The organism is Ktedonobacteraceae bacterium, assembly GCA_035653615.1.
GTDB lineage: Bacteria > Chloroflexota > Ktedonobacteria > Ktedonobacterales > Ktedonobacteraceae > DASRBN01.
Genome location: DASRBN010000003.1, coordinates 158,471 through 177,441, shown reverse-complemented (window position 1 = coordinate 177,441; position 18,971 = coordinate 158,471). Strand labels below are relative to the sequence as shown.

12 protein-coding genes are annotated in these 18,971 nt (G+C 54.7%); 5 read left to right on the top strand and 7 right to left on the bottom strand.

Going from position 1 to position 18,971, the window contains the following annotated elements:
• Positions 1-12 precede the first annotated feature (12 nt).
• Positions 13-2,217 (bottom strand): glycogen debranching N-terminal domain-containing protein, encoded by a 2,205-nt coding sequence (locus VFA09_02250; protein ID HZU66074.1) that lies wholly within the window; start codon positions 2,215-2,217, stop codon positions 13-15.
• Between the two features lie 276 nt (positions 2,218-2,493).
• Between VFA09_02250 and VFA09_02245 the strand changes: the two genes are divergently transcribed.
• Together VFA09_02245 and VFA09_02240 are read left to right on the top strand one after the other, a co-directional pair.
• Positions 2,494-3,885: a flavin monoamine oxidase family protein gene (locus VFA09_02245; protein HZU66073.1), complete on the top strand. Its 1,392-nt coding sequence runs from the start codon at positions 2,494-2,496 to the stop codon at positions 3,883-3,885.
• 22 nt (positions 3,886-3,907) lie between these two features.
• Positions 3,908-4,264, top strand: coding sequence for an SCP2 sterol-binding domain-containing protein (locus tag VFA09_02240; GenBank protein HZU66072.1), 357 nt, complete (start codon positions 3,908-3,910; stop codon positions 4,262-4,264).
• A gap of 254 nt (positions 4,265-4,518) precedes the next feature.
• Here VFA09_02240 and VFA09_02235 read toward each other — a convergent pair whose 3' ends face one another.
• Entirely contained in the window at positions 4,519-6,285 is a 1,767-nt protein-coding gene (locus VFA09_02235; GenBank protein HZU66071.1) for a hypothetical protein, read from the bottom strand.
• A gap of 594 nt (positions 6,286-6,879) precedes the next feature.
• Between VFA09_02235 and VFA09_02230 the strand changes: the two genes are divergently transcribed.
• Entirely contained in the window at positions 6,880-8,634 is a 1,755-nt protein-coding gene (locus tag VFA09_02230; protein ID HZU66070.1) for a hypothetical protein, read from the top strand.
• An 88-nt stretch (positions 8,635-8,722) separates the two neighbouring features.
• Here VFA09_02230 and VFA09_02225 read toward each other — a convergent pair whose 3' ends face one another.
• From VFA09_02225 to VFA09_02210, 4 genes are all read right to left on the bottom strand, one after another.
• Positions 8,723-10,582 carry an FAD-dependent monooxygenase gene (locus VFA09_02225; protein ID HZU66069.1) on the bottom strand — a complete coding sequence of 620 codons (1,860 nt, stop codon included), beginning with the start codon at positions 10,580-10,582 and terminating at the stop codon, positions 8,723-8,725.
• A gap of 70 nt (positions 10,583-10,652) precedes the next feature.
• Positions 10,653-11,894: a beta-ketoacyl synthase N-terminal-like domain-containing protein gene (locus VFA09_02220; protein HZU66068.1), complete on the bottom strand. Its 1,242-nt coding sequence runs from the start codon at positions 11,892-11,894 to the stop codon at positions 10,653-10,655.
• Positions 11,895-11,899: 5 nt separating this feature from the next.
• Positions 11,900-13,240: a beta-ketoacyl-[acyl-carrier-protein] synthase family protein gene (locus VFA09_02215; GenBank protein HZU66067.1), complete on the bottom strand. Its 1,341-nt coding sequence runs from the start codon at positions 13,238-13,240 to the stop codon at positions 11,900-11,902.
• A 122-nt stretch (positions 13,241-13,362) separates the two neighbouring features.
• On the bottom strand, positions 13,363-14,466 hold the full coding sequence (locus tag VFA09_02210; GenBank protein HZU66066.1) for an alpha/beta hydrolase: 1,104 nt from the start codon (positions 14,464-14,466) through the stop codon (positions 13,363-13,365).
• Positions 14,467-14,676: 210 nt separating this feature from the next.
• Between VFA09_02210 and VFA09_02205 the strand changes: the two genes are divergently transcribed.
• Entirely contained in the window at positions 14,677-15,117 is a 441-nt protein-coding gene (locus VFA09_02205; GenBank protein HZU66065.1) for a nuclear transport factor 2 family protein, read from the top strand.
• Between the two features lie 10 nt (positions 15,118-15,127).
• Here VFA09_02205 and VFA09_02200 read toward each other — a convergent pair whose 3' ends face one another.
• Entirely contained in the window at positions 15,128-16,639 is a 1,512-nt protein-coding gene (locus tag VFA09_02200; GenBank protein ID HZU66064.1) for a gluconokinase, read from the bottom strand.
• 411 nt (positions 16,640-17,050) lie between these two features.
• Between VFA09_02200 and VFA09_02195 the strand changes: the two genes are divergently transcribed.
• Positions 17,051-18,970, top strand: a complete 1,920-nt coding sequence (locus VFA09_02195) for a serine hydrolase (GenBank protein HZU66063.1) — start codon at positions 17,051-17,053, stop codon at positions 18,968-18,970.
• Position 18,971: the final 1 nt, after the last annotated feature.

Below are 18,971 nucleotides of genomic sequence, written 5' to 3'. Positions count from 1 at the left end.
GGGAACTACTGCCTATGGCTCATCCACGACCTGAATCGTCTCCTCCTGGGGAACGCCGGGATTGAGCAGCATATTCACTACCTCCCAGCGCGAGCGTTCTCCCTCGCGCCAGAAGTGCAGGGTGAAGGTACAGGGACCAACGACCAGGCGCTGCAATTGCAGTTCGGAGAGCCATGGCGGCAGCGTCGGTTTGACATAGAGTCGCTTGTGTGGCGCATCGGCACGCAGGCCCAGGATGGTGCGCAACATCTCGAAAATGCTGCCCGATGCCCATGCCTGTGGGATATTCGCGCCTGGGGGATAGAGCGCGGGAAAATCCTCAGCACCTTTACGCCGGATGCCCGCGAAAATTTCCGGCAGGCGATAGGACTCGAAACGCCGCGCCGCGTCGAAGATGCCGCGAATGACAAAGTTTGCCTCGTCCGCCAGCCCGTAACGTTTAAAGCCGGCGGCGATGATGCTGTTATCGTGCGGCCAGACCGAGCCGAGATGGTAAGAAAAGGGATTGTAGGCGGGATTCCTGCTGGAGATCGTGCGAATGCCCCAGCCGCTCCACATATCTTCTTGCAGAAGCCGCCGCGCCGTGCGTTCCCCCTTGTCCTGGTCGGCGATGCCGCTCCACAGGCAGTGACCCACGTTGGAAGCGATAGAGGTAATCAGTTTCTTCTCTGGATCGAGTCCATAGGCGTAACAGCCTTGATCCTCCATCCAGAATACCTCATTAAATTTTTGCTTCAGGGTTGCGGCCTGGGTAAGCAGCGCCTGGGCCTGCTCGTGATCGCCGAGTACGTCGAAGATTTCGGCCATGCGCACTTTGGCATCATAGACGTAGCCTTGTAGTTCGCACAATCCCTTTGGCTGCTTCACCTGCGTGCCATCAGCATAGACAACTGAGTCCCAGGCATCCTTCCAACCAACATTTTCGTAACCAAGCGGCGAATAGGTTTTGTATTCCTGGAAGCCGTCTCCGTCTAAATCGCCGTAGCGGTCGATCCAGTCCAGGCAGCCCTCGGCCACTTTGCGAAACTGCTTGAGTAGTTGGACATCGCCCGTCCAGCGATAGGTTTCCGAAAGCGCGATCAGGTAGAGGATGGTTGCATCGGCAGTGCCATAGTAGGGTGTATGAGGAATACGATGGAAGTGCGCCAGTTCGCCAAAGCGGATTTCATGTAGTATCTTGCCCGGCTGCGCATCGCGATAATCATCGCGGTCGCTGGCCTGGTACTCCGACAGCCGCTCGAGCGCACCCCGCGCAAAGCCCGTTGAGACACTCATGGTTTGCAGCGAAACGATCAAACTATCGCGCCCGAAAAGCGTGACAAACCAGGGCACGCCTGCCGCCGGTACCCATTCCTCCTGAGAAACATCCAGGTCATAGATGCGCAAGGCGCCCATGTCTTCGACCGCCTGGCGATACATGCGGTACACATGATCATTGGGCGTTTCCAGTCCTGGACTGGTCGTTAACCAGTGCATCTGGCGCTGGTCGAGAAAGCTCAGCATTTCTGTCGCCGGCTCGGGATTATCTACCGAAAGCGGGGCATTGTGCCGGCGGTGAGCGTGGGCTGGTGTACGCACGTGCTGACCATGTTCAAGGATAATGTCGCCGCATGTATGCCATTCCTGGTTGGGTTCCAGTTCAATTTCGAAGATGATGCGCCCGTTGGCATACTCAATCGGCACGCTGGGCGTGGGGATTGAATAGATCACGGCGCGATGGAAATCCTCATGATCGTAGGAAGTAGACAACCGGTAATTGTGCTGATTCCAGTGCGTGCGGATTCTGCCGCGTTCTATGATACGTTTTGACTTGACCTCAAAAATATCCGCAAAGTCCGCGAGCAGTTCCATCTGGAAGAAGAGGCGCAGCCGCTTGCCCGCGTAATTCACGATATAAAAATCTTCATGGATGCCCTCTTCAACCGTGCGATCAATCGTTAAACCGATGGTATTCGCCTCGATATCGCCATCTTCGAAACTGAGCTTCGGATTCGTCAGGTAGACGCGTGAGGCGTAGAAAGCCTGCTGACCAGAGTTCACCAGCACCCATGGTTGCCGGTTAATATAGAGGTGATACCCGCATATGAAGCGCGTATCAATGGCATAAACGCCAGCGTCGGTCTCTGGATCGATCTCGCCACGCTGATCGGTCACCATGAAGATGCGACCCTGGCTGATGGTAATTCCGGGGGGTGCTACTTTGATCTCGGCAGGCATGAAATACTCCTTATATAGTGCTATGGGCAAGCCGGTTGCTGTCCTTTCCATTTTCCGAACCCACCCAGGCTAGCAAACAACGATTGTCTACTCATTTTAACGGATGAGCAAGGGGCGAGGCTAGTATTTTGCTTGACGACCTGATCAAATCTCATTATACTTCTCTCCGGCACCGGTGATGGAGTTTGACAAAATAATCTAGCGATGCACAGAGGCCGATGAATCGGCCCCCGTAATCATATAATTTCGTAAAAATCGTAAAGAGAAAGGCTAGCTATGAGTATCTCCCCATTGCAACCTCGTCATGATGGCACGTATCGTACTGATGTCGTAGTGATCGGAGCGGGTCTGGCAGGCCTCTCAGCTGCGCGTACACTCGTTGCAGCCGGTATCGATGTCGTGATACTCGAAGCGCGCGATCGCGTGGGAGGCCGGGTTTATAGCCGACCTGCCAGCGATGGCACTATGCTGGACCTGGGCGCGCAGTGGATCGGGCCAAACCAGGACCGTCTCGCAGCCCTGGCCGCAGAGGTCGGCGTATCTACATTCCGCACATATGATTCCGGCGAAAACATCGAATATCGCAACGGACAGCGCACCATCTATTCGGGAGTCATTCCCACCACTGATCCCCTTGTCACAATGGAAACCGTCGAAAAGATGCTCGATCTCAACCTGATGGCGGCTGAAGTGCCATTGGATGCGCCCTGGATGGCGCCGGATGCCGCTTCATTAGACGCACAAACGGTTGCTACCTGGATGGAGGCCAATATTGCGTCCGAGGGAGCACGCAGCCTGCTAAGGCTGGCAATACAGGCCGTTTTCTCGGCAGAACCGCGTGACCTCTCCCTGCTGCACTTCCTCTTCTATGTTCATTCGGGCGGCAGCCTCAATGCGCTGGTAAGCGTGGCAAGAGGAGCCCAGGAAAGCCGCTTTTCGGGCGGGGCGCAGTTGATAGCCAATCGGGTCGCGGAAGCTTTCGGCCCGCGCCTCGTATTGGAAACGCCTGTATCTGCTATTTACCATAGTGATGATGGAGTGTGCGTCGAAAGCCATCTCATGACGGTAGAGGCACAGCACGCAATCGTGGCTATTCCGCCAACCCTGGCCGGTCGCCTGCGCTACAGTCCGCCGCTTCCGGCTCTACGCGATCAACTGACGCAGCGCATGCCCATGGGAACGGTGATCAAGGTACATTGCCTCTATGAGACTCCTTTCTGGCGCGATGAGGGACTGACCGGGCAGGTTACCAGCGATAGCGGCATCATCCGTATTACCTTTGATAACTCGCCGGAAAGTGGCACCCCTGGCGTGCTTTTGGGCTTTATTGAGGGCGATGAGGGCCGCATCTGGGGACAAAAGAGCCTGGAGGAGCGCCGGAATGCGGTGTTGGAATGCCTTGTACGCTACTTCGGCGAGAAGGCGGGCCAACCATATGAGTATGTCGAGCAGAACTGGGCTGAGGAAGAGTATACGCGGGGCTGCTATGCCGGGTATATGCCAACCGGGGTCTGGTCGTTATACGGGCAGGCCCTGCGATTGCCTATCGGGCGGCTGCACTGGGCCGGGACGGAGACGGCAACGGCCTGGAATGGCTACATGGACGGCGCGATACAATCGGGTCAGCGGGCCGCCGCCGAAGTGCTTGCCGCATTGGGCAAGCAATAAAAAAGGATCAGGAGGAATAGCGATGGCAACACGAGAAGAGATGCGCGAAGCCCTGGATGATTACGTCGCCGAGGCCGGCAAAAGCGAGCGCGTGCTGAAGGCGCTGCGCAACTGGAATTGTGTGATCTATTTTGAGGCAACCGATATCGATGCAGCCCTCACCATGATCATTAAAGACGGGCAGGTCAGCGTCTATGATGCCCCGCACGAGCAGGCGGACCTGATCGTGCGGGGCAGCAGCGAGGATTTGACCAATATCTTCTGGGGGGAAGCAAACCCGGCCTCCAACTACATGCAAGGCGCGATCAAAGTCCAGGGGTCGCAGGAAAATGTGATGCGATTGGATGCGATGGCAATGATGATATATTTGGGGGGATGATTATCGTATACTATGGTTGCCTGATTTAGCCTGGCTCAATTGCTCAGGCTCGACAATGGCTCCAATCAGAACAATCCAGGAGAAATCGGCGCCACTCAGGCTGGCTCCCGTGAAATCGAGGCGGGCGCGGCCAGGGTCGGCATCGCTGAAGTCGCAGCCACTGATGTCTGAAGCAAAGAGACGGGTCCCACTCAGGTAAGCCTTTTGTTCGCTTCATTATAGAAGCCAGGAGAAAGTACTGCAAGTAGCATGTCCTATCTTGAAAAAGTTGATGCCCTTACTCTCTGCGTAAAGAATCCCCTGCACAGTTGAGGGAGCTTTGCCAGTGTACGCAGCGACGGCCAGAGCAAGGCGAGGAAAGGGATGAGCCATATCCAGAGGCCACGCAGGTCTACCCAGAAAAAACCGGACAGGTCAGGGATGGAAACATGAGCAGGCGCCCACGCGTAAAAACTATACAAACTGAGCGAGCTAAAAGCGAGCAGCCCCACGGCCAATGGAATGTTTAAGCCACCCCAATACTTCTCACGCGTACATGATGCGACCAGAGCATACAGTCCAAAAAATGTCACCAGGTACCACGGCCAGAACCAGGGTGAGCCTATGGCACAGTACAGCAGCCATACCAGCGCCATCCAACGAATGAGGCCGGGGATAGTATTGATACGCCATGCGCGACCCGTCGCGCGCCGGCAAAGGATAGCATAAACAGGCACAAAGATGAGGACGCTCAACATGTGCATCAGGCGTTCAACCGGTGTAGCAACGGCTTCACCGGCGGCGTTCAGGTGAATCGGAACATGCATGAGCGCGTTATAAAGCTGGCTCAGAAAATCATAGGGAGAGTTGATGACACGCGAGGTAGACGGGTTGACGCTCAGAACGTGCAGCACTGCTCCATGTTGCCAGAATGGCATGTAAAGAAGGACAATCACTCCGCAATAGACCGCGGAGATGAAAAGCAGGCGGAAGACTTTGCGCGGACGCTGCATCCATAGGAAAAGCAGCAGGCCGGGAACAAAGATCAGTATGTTGATTTTGAGACAGGTAGCTAAAGCTAAGACTACTGCTGCCGGAAGCAGCCACTTCAACGATAACTGAGGGCCGTGCAGGAGAAACCAGAATGTAAGCAGGATCAGGAACAGGAGAACAGCGTCATTATGCGCGTTGACACAGGCTTCGAAGAGCAACAACGGATTCCAGGCAAAAGCCAGAACGACCCGCATGCGTTTTTCCGGCGCAATGTCCCCGGTGATACGCTGTAACTGGCCGCTGATTGACCATATCAGCAGCGTGGAACCTATATGCGCGCTTAGTCCCAACACGCGCAACGTAAATAACATGCGCAAGATGCCATCAGAGCCGGTTAGGCCAAGCAGCCATTGTAAAAAGCCTGTTATGACGACCCACGTTGGCCCATAGGCCGAAGGCTGATCTTTCCAATACACATATTTGAGGATAAGATCTCCATGAAGAACACTGGGAGCCGTAATGAGTGGATTGAGATGATAAATGACCTCCATATGCGCATAAGCAATGTAAGAGAATGCATCGGATGAGGTTACGACGGGGAAAAACAAACACACGATTCCCAGCAGTAATGTCGAGTATATCAGGTAGCGAAGATGTATGATCCTGGGAAGAGTATACAGCGCCAACGCGTAGAGCAGAAACATTAAGAGAATTATACCCGGCAATAATGTAGCTTCCCACCAGCTCAGCGAGATCCCTAACGGATGCGGCAACGGTCCTGCGGTTAGCGGGCCGCTCGTGGGCAGGTGCGGAAAGAGCAGGTGTGTAGGCAGAAGTACCCAGCTACTCAAGTGTGATAAAAGCGCACTTTCAAAAGAGAGACCTTTTAGAGGAAGAATGGCATCAAGCAGTAGCAGGCCGCTAAGCATCATGACAAGAATGACACGCGGTAACAGGCGCACATGCGTCGCAGACGCTAGAAAATGAGGCCGCATCGCTACCAATCGATCTGTAGATTGCTCTTCAATAGGGATGGTTGATTTAGACATAGTGATTCGCGACTATCTAGAGAAGTCCTTCCTTCGAGACATGAAAACGCTGTTGGAAAATTTCTGAACTGGAGCCGGGATGTGCCAGAAATCTTCCATGGGGATTCTTCACTGCGCTCAGAATGACATGCCCCGGAGCGTGTGCGGGGCATGTCATTCTGAGCGCAGTGAAGAATCTGCTATCCGTTGTACGTAGCAGGTGGGGGAAAAAGTTACAGCATTTTTGGTATAATTCGAACTTTTTCACTTATTGTACAGATAAAATCAAGCTGGCAATGATTTATTATCGACTACTACGATTAATATGTTTTTCCATATAGCTCAACAATTTAATAATTTGCATGATTCTACTCTTGACTTTTATCTTAATTCCTGTTATTAAACTAGCAGGGGGAATTTGATTCTAGTCATCTTCTCACATGACCGAATGTTTCTATTGATTCAGGTGGAGAGCCGCCCACCGGGATCTCTAAACTGCACAGCGCCTAAGTACGATTGCTTCCATGAAGAGGAGTGATTAGTTGACTATTTCTCCATTGATGTTGTCCATGTACCAGGTTCAACATGAGATTTCTTTTGAGGAGATCAATGGCCATGCCACAAAAACAGCGCGTCGTCTTTTCCTCGTTTCTCGTGCTCGCGGCACTCCTTATCAGCACGATGAGCGCGGGAATAGCCTTTGCTCGAGGACAAAACTCGAATGAGGCCCATGCAAGTCCATCTATTTCTGCCAAACCCGCTACATCAAAAGTAGTGGCCATGCATACCGTCAATATGCATAAGGCGCCGGCAGAATCACCCGGATCGGCAAGTCACCATACAGCATTACCATTTTTGACGGGCGTCAGTCCGGCGGTTTATGCGCAGCGCAAGGCGGCAGCAGCGCACACGAAAAATGCTCCTACCCTGACCTATGGCAACGCGCCTACAGATTCGAGCAGCAGCGACCCCAACACGCCACCTACGATCACCAGTTTTCAGGGGATGGCTAACTCGCCGAGTATCTGTCCTTATTTTGGCGGCTGCCAGCCGCCCGATATGGCAATCGCTGCCTCTACGCAATGGGTCTTCCAGGGAGTAAACACTTCCTTCGCCGTCTACGATACTTCCGGCCACGTTCAGGCGGGATGGCCCAAGAACTCCCAGGTGTTCTTTAACGTTTCTAACCCTCCGCATAATTGTGATCCTAAAGGGCCTTTCTTGAGTGACCCACGCGCGCTCTATGATCCCAATGATGGGCGATTCTGGGCGGCAACGCTACAGATTGAAGGAGCCTTTGGCATCGCACCCAATTGCCCTTTCCAGACACTTTACTGGATTGCGGTGAGCCAGACGGGCGATCCCAACGGCATGTGGAACGTGTATGCTTTCGACATGTCGCTGGGCACAACGAACGCTGCCGACTACACCCAGGTTGGCTTCGACGCCAAGGCTTTCTACTTCGGCGGCAACATGTTCAACCAGCCAGGTTCTGCCTATGAGTACGATGAGATCTTTGGCGCGAATAAGCAGGCCATGGAAGCCGGCAAGAAAGTGACTGCTTACGGCTTCTCGCAGTTGAGCGTCGGCGGCGTTCTCGTAGATACGGTACAGCCGGTTCAGAGCGAAACGCCCTCCTATGCCGGGCCTCCCGATGGGCTGTTTGTGAACACGTTTAACATAAACGGGGATCCTAATGGGAATGACTGCTTCTCGTCTGCCTGCAGCGGGATCGTGGTATGGGCGATGAGACATCCTGGCATGCCAGATACAAAATTGGCGGGCACAGAAGTCTCAACGACAACCTACATTTCCCCTCCCAATGCTGACGAGCCGGGTTGCTCGCAATGTATCGAGACCATTGATACGCGCATCACCGCCACTCCGGTCTTTGCCAACGGGACTATCTCGTGGTCCATCGATACAGCAGTAGCTAACAAGAGCCAGATCGTTCCGGCGATTTTCTGGGGACAGGTGACACCTCAAATTGCCAACGGGATTCTGAAAGGAGCCGTCCTCTATCAGAGCGGCTACTTCGGGTTCCAGGGCGACCAGGATGCCTCCTTCGGCGCGATGATGCCCGATCAAAACGGCAATCTGATCATGATCTACGATACGATGAGCAGCTCATTGAATCCCAGTACTGCTTATACGGGCCGGCGATCTACCTTCCCATTGGGGCGCTTCCATGATGCCGGCAAGTTCCTCCAGAAAGGCCTGGCTCCAACCGGTGATTCGCGTTGGGGAGATTATGAGTCGACCTCTTATGATGGGTTCAGTTCCGATCATATCTGGATGGCTTCACAGTATTCAGGCAGTAACGGTGATTGGGCTACTGTGATCGGTGAAACACAGTTCGTCAAGGTGTAAGACTTTAATGGTAGCCGGAGGAATTTGAGGGCGATCTCAAGGGTCACCCCTACAGTTCGCGAGGGATGGATAACGGCCACAAGAGTCGTTATCCATCCCTCACATCTTTTGCCTGAAGCATTCTCTGAAAGGCAGTCGCAAAAGCCGCCGCCTGCCCTGATCGAAATGCACCGAAGATATAGCGATCAGGGCGCACCAGGAGGAAGAGATCAGGGTTATGCCTGAGAAAAATACTCAAGGGATCCGAACGAATAAGGATTATCTGGGTGGAAACAGGCGATAATGATACAGATGCGGGTTCGGATGATCTGGCCGGCAATACGCCAATGCGCCGGATAGCGAGTTCTGTCCAGATTTCCTGGTCAGGGAAAGCATTTAACGCATCTTCCTGCAATGCATCGAGATAACGCAAGAGAGCAAATCCTGGTCCAAGCACCTCGTCTAGCAGTACTTTGTCGCCTTGCAGGGTAGTAACTTCGGGTTGGGGCAGCATAAGACCTGCCATGGGCCGATGAATCGGCGCTGCCCGCGATAAATCGGGGCCTACGGCGGCCACACGGCGTGTGGCCCGATTGATCGCGCCCACCGCCGATTCATCGGCCATACCGCGTAGGGGCTGGTTCACCATGCCCACCGCCGATTCATCAGCCCTGGTCAGAAAAAAGCCCTTTTTATATCGTGGCTGCGGCTTAATACGCATTTCTGTAAGATATTCGCGGATGGCGGGTATAGTGTTGAGAGCGAGAAATAGGATATCGCGTAAGAAAGCGACCGGCCTGGAGATTGGCATGACGATACTACCCGCGAATCTGGAGAGCCTGATCATCTGCGCGGCATGCTCCCGGCGCTCGACGTTGTAGGTATCCAGCAGGGAAGGATTTGCCAGGCCCTGTAAAACAAGGGAGAGTTTCCAGCTCAAATTATGGGCATCGCGCAATCCACTGTTCATAGCCTGGCCGCCGAATGGTGGCATCTGGTGCGCGGCATCCCCCAGCAGAAAGACGCGCCCTTTCGAGAAGGTTTTAGCGAGCAGGGCATGGAAGGTGTAGATTGCCTGGCGAGTAATCTGCGGATTGTGAGTTCCCATTACGGATAGGCACAAGGATTCCTTCCCCTCATCCGCCATAGGGGAGATGGAGGGCGACCTCAAAGGTACCTTCCCCTCATCCACGGCCGCTCCCACCCCTACAATGAGCTTTCGAATTGTTTCCGGCTGCAACAGTTTCGCCTCTTGTTCGCCTGGCAGTAGCATGAACTCCCAACGCCTGCGCTGCTGCGGAGCAGGTACGGTGACCGCCGGACGCCGCGGGTTGCAGAAAAACGTAATCGTCGTGGAGGGTTGCTCATCCTGAATGGAATCGATGACCAGCCATTTCTGTGAGTACGTTGAGCCTTGCATGGGGATACCGAGCGCCTTGCGTATCGAACTCTTGCCGCCATCGCAAGCCAGAAGATAGGCACAGCGCATTGTTTTCAGGCTTCCATCAGGGGCGCGAACGGTCACAGCAACGTTTTGCGTGCTCTGCTCGAAAGTTTCAACGGTATGTTGAAAGGCAATATCGACGCAGGTGAAGCGTTTAAGGCCCGCGAGCAGGATAGCTTCGAACTCCGGCTGGTGGAAGGTCGAGATGAGCGGGAAGCCATTCCTGTTGGCTGTGGGAGCGACCCGGGCGAACAGGCGTTTGCCTGAGACATAGTGCGCGCTGACATTCAACAGTATGTGTCGTAGCATAGGTTCAAGCAGTCCTGCCGCCTGTAAAACACGCAGGCCCTCATCATCAATGGCGATGGCCCTGGGAAAGTCATTCAGAGCAGGATTGCGTTCGAGAATCAGGGTATCGACGCCCTGCAGGCCAAGCAAATTGCCCAGAGTGAGTCCGGTCGGTCCCGCACCAACGATGATTACGGAAACATATTGCTTTATGTCGATCATTTCCTGATGCATCATGTAGGATTGTATCACCTCAACTCGCATCAACTATTGGACGAGGGCCAATTACGAACTTTTCCGGCAACACCTAAAGGCGTTTCAGGGCCAGAACGACATTGACGCCTGTGAGACTACGCCCACCAACGAGAGCGGCTGTCCCGGTCAATGTACGAGGTTCATCACGTACAAGGTCTAAACCATAGCTGGGATCTAATTCCTCACAGTTGATGGTCGGTGGAACAATACCGTGTTGAAGCACAAGTATGGCAGTGATGGTATCCAGCGCGCCTGCTGCGGCGAAGCTATGACCGAGCATCGTCCGCGGAACACTGAGGGCTATGTTTGCAATCTCGGAACCAAATACCGAGTGCAGGGCTTCTGCTTCGCTTGCGTCGAATATGGGCAAAGCGCGCCCATCAAGGCTGAAGTAGCCAATTTCATGTGGCGACAATTGCGCATCTCGCATGGCAAGGCTCAGTGCGCGCGCGTATTGCCTGCTACTTGTAGGAGCCTGTTCCAATGCGTGCGGATCATTGGTTTGCCCAAAGCCGGCGATTTCCGCGTAGATTGATGCGCCACGTCGTTGTGCATGCTCGTACTCTTCCAGGATACACATACCGGCTCCTTCGGCGAGCAGGAAACCGGCGGCGCGTCGATCAAACGGGCGATAGGCTTGTGGATCATCTCCCCTGGCACAGAAGTTGCTATGAGAGAGGACGAGTAACATGTATGGTTGTAGCGGGGCCTCAGCTCCCCCGGCGATGATTACATCCGCTTCACCGCGTCGAATGGCCATATACGCAAGCCCCAATGCGTCCAGGCCCCCAACAGTATTATTCAATGTCACCTTAGAGTATCCTCGAATATTGTAGCGGATGGATACCTGGCCAACATTGGCGACCGGGAGCCACGCGATGGAGGTAAAGGCGCTCATCGTGCGCGGCCCGCGTGTATATAAGTTATTCACCTGCTCCACGGCATATTCCGTACCACCAAAAGTATTCGCGATCACCGCTCCTACGCGGTAGGGGTCCTCGCGCGTCATTTCAATAGCTGCATCCTGGAGCGCCTCCTGCGCAGAAACCAGGGCAAAATGCGTCATACGGTCGGTACGGTCCGCCAGTTTGTGTTCAATGTAATCCTCAGGGGCAAAATTCGAGACTTCCCCGCCCACTTGAATTGACAAATCAGCGTCAGAAAAACGCTGGAAACGCTTGATGCCAGAAATACCGTTGCTGGTAGCCTGCCAGAAAGCCTGCTTACCAATGCTGTTGGGGGCTATGACGCCCAGTCCTGTAACAACCACGCGCCGAGTTGTATGATGTTCCATACCTGTCATCTCTGCTCATCAAGCCAGCCTGGTTTCGCCAGGATAAGCGCACTATTCACGCCCCCGAAGCCGCTGGAATGGGTCAGCGCGACATTCACAACAGCCTCTCTTGCTACATTGGGCACATAATCCAGGTCGCAACGTGGATCGCTGTACTCAAGATTGATGGTTGGCGGTATCTTCTGCCATTCTAGCACAAGGGCTGTAATAATCGCTTCAATAGCGCTCGCGGCGCCTTGCGCGTGCCCAATGAGCGATTTGGTGGAACTGATCGGTATGCGATACGCCCGCTCGCCAAAGACCGTCTTATATGCGGCCGTCTCAACTACATCATTCAAGGGTGTTGAGCTGCCGTGCGAATTGATATAGTCGAGCTGTTCCGGGGAAATCTGGGCTTCTTGCAGCGCCTGCCGGATCAACTGTTGCAAGGGTACGCCATCCTCGGGAAGAGCGGTCATATGATAGGCACAGCTATTGGAGGTGAACGTCACCAGTTCAGCATAGATGTGCGCATTACGCGCCAGGGCCAGTTCTCGCTCTTCTAAAACCAGTACCCCGGCTCCCTCCGCCATTACAAAACCATCCCGCTTCACATCATACGGACGCGAAGCCCGTTCCGGTTCATCATTGCGCGTGCTCAATGCTTTGATGATGCAAAAGGCGTTCATTCCGGTGAGACAGATTCCGGCATCGCTGCCACCTGCCAGCATGCGGTCGACCTGCCCCTCTTGAATGGCCCGGAAAGCCTGTCCAATAGCATCCGAGCCTGATGAGCAGCCTGTAGAGATGACGGTGCATGGGCCATAGAGTCGATGGTGGATAGCAATGGCAGAGGCGGGCAAAAATGACATGATGAACATGTTGGAATGCGCATCCTGCACGAGGTCAAGAGGAGCATGGCCGCCGGAATCCGTCACCTCCCTCCATATTTTTTCTCCCTCTTCCGCCGGCGACATTCCCGAACCGATATAGACGCCGGTAGTATCACGTTCCTCTTCGCTCAATTGCCCATACAGGCCGCTATCGTGGAGCGCCAGGTTGGCGGCGGCAACCGCAAACTGCGTACCGCGATCATAAGAAAGGCTCTCTTCCTGTGTCAGTCCAAGCGCTTGCGGGTTGAAGTTCGGCACCTCACCCGCTATCTGCGTTGTTAGTATCCCCGGATCAAAGCGTGTAATACGCCGGATACCGGATTGACCGGCAAGGCAGGCCTGCCAGAAATCAGCCTTGCCTATGCCGTTGGAAGCCAGGACACCCAGGCCCGTGATGACTACGCGTCGTTTTGCGCGCGGGCGTCCAGGGATAGAATACGGATTTATGGAGAATCGATTTATCGCATTCATCATCTGATCACCCCTACAATGATAGATACGCCAGGCCATAGAACTCTCGCCAGGATTTACATTCAAACTCACCAGGCCGGAGGGCCACCTCCAGGATCGCCCTTACATTCATACGCTTTTGTGTCTCATTTGGATTCTTTTACAGTGATGAGAAACCCTTCTATGAGCCGGTTAACGAGCTCGGATTCCGCGTACATAAAGAACCGCTCTCCTCCTGAAATGACGTGATAGCCGGCACAGTTGGGTAAGTTCTCGGCGAGCCAGCGCGTTTTCGCTTCGGGAGAAAGCGCGTCGTTGGCGCGATTGATCAAAAATACAGGCATGGTGAGGGATGCCAGGCGTTCCCGCATATCAAAATTGTGGATGATAGGAAGAACTGAGAACTTGTACACAAATGGCCAGAGCGCTATCTTGCGAAATTGCTCCTCGATCAGGTGCTGGGGAAGCATGCGAGGGACGCCATCATGAGAATGTGGTACCGGGGCCGATAATGAGTTTTCACCAACAAATTCGGTAATCCGAGTGGCCCCAATCGTGTCATTCTGAGCACAGCGAAGAATCCTGGTTTCCCTGGGCACAGATTCTTCGCTGCGCTCAGAATGACACGACTCACTGCTGCTTCCCAATTTTGATGGTGAAAGTTCATTATCGGCCCCCACCGGACGATTGGACACGATATAATTGATCACGATACGCCGGAGGAACCAGGCAGGCAAAAAATGTTCAACCGGCAGGCGCAGAAACAGTTCGTGCAGCAACCAGATGAAAGGATGCGGAGCGATCTGGTAATCTGCCCCCTGGGCAATGATGATCAATGAGCGACAGCGGGCCGGATAGCGCGCGGCGAACTCAAAAAGCACCATAGCTCCGTCGCCATGCCCAATAAAATCGGCTCGTTGCAGTTCCAGACTATCAAGCACACGCTTCAATTCTTCAGCACGCTCTGCCAGCCCAACGAAGCGCGTCCGGCTCTCTTGCCTGCGATATGTAATGACGCGCCGGCCAGCGCTCAAAGCGGAAATTTGTCGCGCATACACATATTCGAGATGTTCGAGGATAGAAACAAATACAAGCGGCTCTCCCTGCCCGATATCTATGAGTGGCATATCGAGATCGCCAATAGGGGCGCGTTGCCACAGCGCTTCGATAGAGGCTACATCGCCATGGAATGTGGCCTCGTCGATAAAGCGATCTTGTTGTTCGTTCTCAATAACATCTTCGGTCTGCATCTTGTGCATAGTATATAATAGGTCAGGGCTTGAGCGAAAGGCAAAAGAGCATGAGAACCCCTGTAGGGGCCGATTATGAAGTTTTACGACTAAAACCGGCAATATTCCATGTCATTCTGAGCGCAGCGAAGAATCTGCGCCGGGATGCCGGGATTCTTCGCTGCGCTCAGAATGATACGGCCAGGGAGCGCTTCCCAATTAGGAGTGATTATGGCAATTGCAGACAGAGAGACGTTTCGCTTGCTGGTAAATAGCTGGATCAGCGCCTTTAATGCTCATGATGTGGCGGCCATTGTTGCTCTCTATGCCGGTGACGCGGAACTATTTGATTCTGGTATGAAACGACCGCGCACCGGACATAGTGAGATCAAGCAGTGGTTCAGCAAGCGCTTTCAGGATATGCCATCGATTCGATACGAACCCTTAAACCTTTTTTTCGCCGAAGAGCAGGCTGTCGTGCAGTGGACAGCCTCGGGCCGACCGTCCTTACTGGGCCAGCACTGGCTAACGCGGCCATTTCGCGTCGAGGGCGTGAGCATTTTTACCTTTCGCGATGGCCGCATACAGAAGCAGCGCGGCTATTATGACCACTACGCCGCCGTCGCGCAGGCGTTTCCGCCTTTAAAGTGGCTATTGCCCCCCCGCTTGTGATGAGGCCGTTTTACCCCAACAGCAAATGATAAAACTTCCACTGTCGCTCGGCCCCCTGCTTATAGATGGCGTGACGTTCGGGGTCAGGAAGAACTGGCGCCGCCACGTCCAATGGCACCTGTGCCACATCGGATATAACGCCGAGAGCTTCCAGCGCCAGTAACGCCGCTCCCCGTGCCGAGGCTTCGTGGCTCAACGAGGGATAGATGGGCGCGTTCAACGTGTCGGCGATGATGCTCTGGAACGTGGGAGAATTCAGCAGCGCGCCTCCACTGCCAAGGATAGTGGGAGCCACTTCGCTTCTATCCAACGCCGTAATCAGCTCTTCGTAGACCGCCCCAAGCTGGTAGGCTAACGCCTCCATGCCCGCGCGCAGGAAGTCTACAGCCGTTGTATCCGTCTGGATGCCCAGCACAGACGCCCGCGCCTCCGCGTGCCAGCCCAGGCTGCGTTCGCCAGAAATAAATGGCAGGATCGTCAGGCCATGCCCATCGGGCTGTAGAGCGGCAACCTTCGGCTCCGCCTCCTCCAACGAGGGGATACACAGCGTCTCTTTCATCCAGGCAAACACGTTGCCACCCTCGCTTAAAGCCCCTCCGAGCAGGCCGCGGTTTTTATCCAACAAATAGAGCCACAGCCCCATCGGAATGTTCGTCATATCCGGCGAAACAACCACACGCATCGCGCTGGAGGTGCCAACCGTGAGCGCCCAGCGATCACCGGTCGCCGCGCCCGAACCGACGTTAGCAGCTGCCCCATCGCCCATTGCCGGGAACCAGGGGACATTGTTTAGCGTCTTCCAGCGCGACGCATACTCACCGGCCAGCCCTTTCACGCTATCCTTCAGATCGCCCAGTGAGGGCAGTTGCTCGCGCCGCACGTGCAGGAAGTCGAGCAATTCCTGGTCCCAATCGCGCTGGCGAATATTGAGCAACCCGGTACCCGATGCCATAGAGAGGCTGCAGACCGAATGCCCCAGGAACTGGCGGTGCAGGTATTCGCCGAAAGAAATCCATTGCGTTACTTTCAAGAACAGGTCCGGCTGTGTTGTTGCCAGCCAGCGCAGTTTCGCGGGCCAGTAACTCGCGTGCAACCTGGCGCCGGTGCGAGCATGAATCTCCTCGTTGTTCAACTGCTGGCGAAGTTCCGCGGCGACCTGCCCGGGGCGCGTATCTTCCCAGGTGATGAGCGGTGTGAGGGCCTTATTGCTGGCATCGACGCCCACCAGGCTATGCCAGAACGTATCAATCGCCACCGCGCCTATTGACGCGGCCAGCGGGCCGGCCATGTGCAATGCCTCGTCAATCGTCTGCGCAACGGTTGAAACGAGCATATCCGGGTCCACCGAGACCTCACCGTCAGCGGACAGTGTGAGTTGATACGTGTGTTGGGACTGAACACCTCGCACGGCCTCACCGGCGGCATCGAACAATAGCGAGCGCGTCGAAGAGGTGCCGACATCCAGCGCAAGGACAAATGGCTCGCGCATCCCTTGCCCATGAAGGACTGGCTGTTGTGTCATACAATCACTCCCTTCTCATTTTTATATACAGCTATTATAGTGCAGGCAGGCTGCATTTTGTTATGGGCAACAGGCACTTTGATAAATTTTGACGACCGAATCTGCTGCTGTAGGGACAATGCCCGGTGCTTGTCCGGCGCGGGAGATGAGGACAGACAGGGACCAGCCACTGTCCCTACTGAATGTGCCACTTGTTCTCTCGACTTTTGAATCACCCTGATCCTGGCTGGAATACCGTTCTCTTATTCGAGATTTTCTGTTATATTTTAAGTTAGCAAGCAGGCGAAACGAGTGGTGGATTCGTGGAAGGTGACCTCAAGGGTCTCCGCACCACCTCAACTCCACTCCCGCCCTTACAACGCTCAGACTTCTGCTGTCCAAAAATTATGTGTTAGAGGGGGCTTCAAACAAATGAAGGAACACAAACAGGCAAAGCAGGGCTTTCCGCATTCCATCTTTATTTCCAAAAACATGCTACTTGCCCTTTTAATGTTAGTCGTGGTGATGATGCTCTCATATTCCAGCATCAGTAGCCTTGCCGGTCAGCAGAACTCATCTGCTGCGCCACTTGAGAGCAAAACGCTGGCGACGAATGGTGCTGACAACTGGGTTGGAGATACAGAGGTCACAGCACCTGACTTTCAATTCGCGCCGGGGACATCTCAGAAAGTGGGCATTTCCACCCTCTTTAAGCCTTACTATGACAGTCATAACGGGAAGCAAAACCTGGGGAATGCGCTGACGGTTGCTTTCCCAACCGATCGGGGTTGGATTCAGTTCTTTGAGTCGGGCGCGTTGTTCTTGCCGGTACCCCAGAAGGAACATGTTCATGATGCGAATGATCCGCTGGTCGATTTGATCGTCAATGGCGCAGGCGACCCTGAAAGCGGGATTATACGCCTGCCATTGCTCCAATCGCTGCTGACCGTGGGCAGCCAGGTGCCGGTTGGCGGGCTGGGCAGTCCGCTCACCTATGTTGACCTGCGCGCGGCAACCAACCCCAATCTTATGCAGCCGGCCCCTACCGCCGGTCACACGGCCACTCCTTCTCTCGCTACGAGCCAGGGCATCTTTGTCAGTGGGGGCACGCGCGGCGGAAAGGATGTTGGTCATCTTGTCCCGCAGGCATTCTGGAATTATATCAATCGTCCTGACGTCTCACCCGATGGGTGGCAAACGGATTTCGGCCCTCCACTTACCGCGGCGCTTGCCTTTACCATAACGCAGAACGGCGGTACGCATCACATGATGGTACAGCTCTTCTGGCGCGACGGTCTATTGCTCGATCAAGATACGCTCGATAACAATGGCCAGCCCCTGATCCGGCAGCTGGATACCGGCATTGACTACCTGAATACGCTCGGCCCTCCCATCGTCGCCCTGGCAGCCGGGCAGCAAATCTGGGCGCAAGGCAATGTCACCTTGCTCAACACGCCGGATACCGGTCAGGCCATCGCGCATATGGGACAGCATTATCCCCTGACAACGTCCGGCGACAGCGCCTGGATCAATGGGACGCTCTGGTACCATGTCCAGTGGGCTATTCACAAACAAACGCGCAGCGGCTGGGCGCAGGCCTCCACAATAACCTTCGCCTCGCCGGGAAACGCCCCTGGTTGGGCCTCTTTCGACGCGCTCTCGCCAGACCTGGCCGCCTACCTCGCCAGCTTTGGCGATAACGTGGGAGCAGCAGTCTACGATGTAACGAACAACCGTTATTACACCTACAACGCCGATACCCAGTTCATCACCGGCAGTTCGATTAAAGTACCGATTATGCTCACTTTCCTGAATTTGACCGAGCAGCAGGGCCGCCAGCCGGATGCGAATGAAATGAACCTGCTCACGACGATGATCGAGAACTCCAACAACGACTCGGCGGAGGCACTTTATACGAATGAAGACGGCAACGCGGCCGGAGTTGCCAGCTATATGCAGCAAATAGGTATCAGCGGCCTGAGTCCCTATCCCGGTGCTTTCGGCTGGAGCCTCATTACGCCTTTGACCATGGTCAACTTGCTTACACGGCTCCAGAACGGCACGATCTTGACGGCACAAGACCGCCAGCTGGCGCTCTACCTGATGGAGAACATCGAATCCGACCAGCAGATTGGGGTGGGGGACACCGCGCCTGCGGGAGCCACAGTAGCGATGAAAGATGGCTGGGTTCCCGCGCCCGACGGGTTGTGGGCCATGAATACTTCCGGCATCGTGACAATGGGCCGGCAGACCTACATCATATCCGTCTACACGCGCGACCAGAACTCGCTTGACGACGAGTACGCCATTGTGCAGCATGTTTGCGGCGCCGTGGCCAAACTGCTGCTTTAGA

What these genes read in the sequence shown, in the direction of transcription:
- VFA09_02235 (HZU66071.1), bottom strand. Translation starts at nt 6,285, where the DNA reads ATGTCTAAATCAACCATCCCTATTGAAGAGCAATCTACAGATCGATTG.
- VFA09_02210 (HZU66066.1), bottom strand. Translation starts at nt 14,466, where the DNA reads ATGCAGACCGAAGATGTTATTGAGAACGAACAACAAGATCGCTTTATC.
- VFA09_02225 (HZU66069.1), bottom strand. Translation starts at nt 10,582, where the DNA reads ATGATGCATCAGGAAATGATCGACATAAAGCAATATGTTTCCGTAATC.
- VFA09_02205 (HZU66065.1), top strand. Translation starts at nt 14,677, where the DNA reads ATGGCAATTGCAGACAGAGAGACGTTTCGCTTGCTGGTAAATAGCTGG.
- VFA09_02240 (HZU66072.1), top strand. Translation starts at nt 3,908, where the DNA reads ATGGCAACACGAGAAGAGATGCGCGAAGCCCTGGATGATTACGTCGCC.
- VFA09_02220 (HZU66068.1), bottom strand. Translation starts at nt 11,894, where the DNA reads ATGGAACATCATACAACTCGGCGCGTGGTTGTTACAGGACTGGGCGTC.
- VFA09_02195 (HZU66063.1), top strand. Translation starts at nt 17,051, where the DNA reads ATGAAGGAACACAAACAGGCAAAGCAGGGCTTTCCGCATTCCATCTTT.
- VFA09_02200 (HZU66064.1), bottom strand. Translation starts at nt 16,639, where the DNA reads ATGACACAACAGCCAGTCCTTCATGGGCAAGGGATGCGCGAGCCATTT.
- VFA09_02250 (HZU66074.1), bottom strand. Translation starts at nt 2,217, where the DNA reads ATGCCTGCCGAGATCAAAGTAGCACCCCCCGGAATTACCATCAGCCAG.
- VFA09_02245 (HZU66073.1), top strand. Translation starts at nt 2,494, where the DNA reads ATGAGTATCTCCCCATTGCAACCTCGTCATGATGGCACGTATCGTACT.
- VFA09_02215 (HZU66067.1), bottom strand. Translation starts at nt 13,240, where the DNA reads ATGATGAATGCGATAAATCGATTCTCCATAAATCCGTATTCTATCCCT.
- VFA09_02230 (HZU66070.1), top strand. Translation starts at nt 6,880, where the DNA reads ATGCCACAAAAACAGCGCGTCGTCTTTTCCTCGTTTCTCGTGCTCGCG.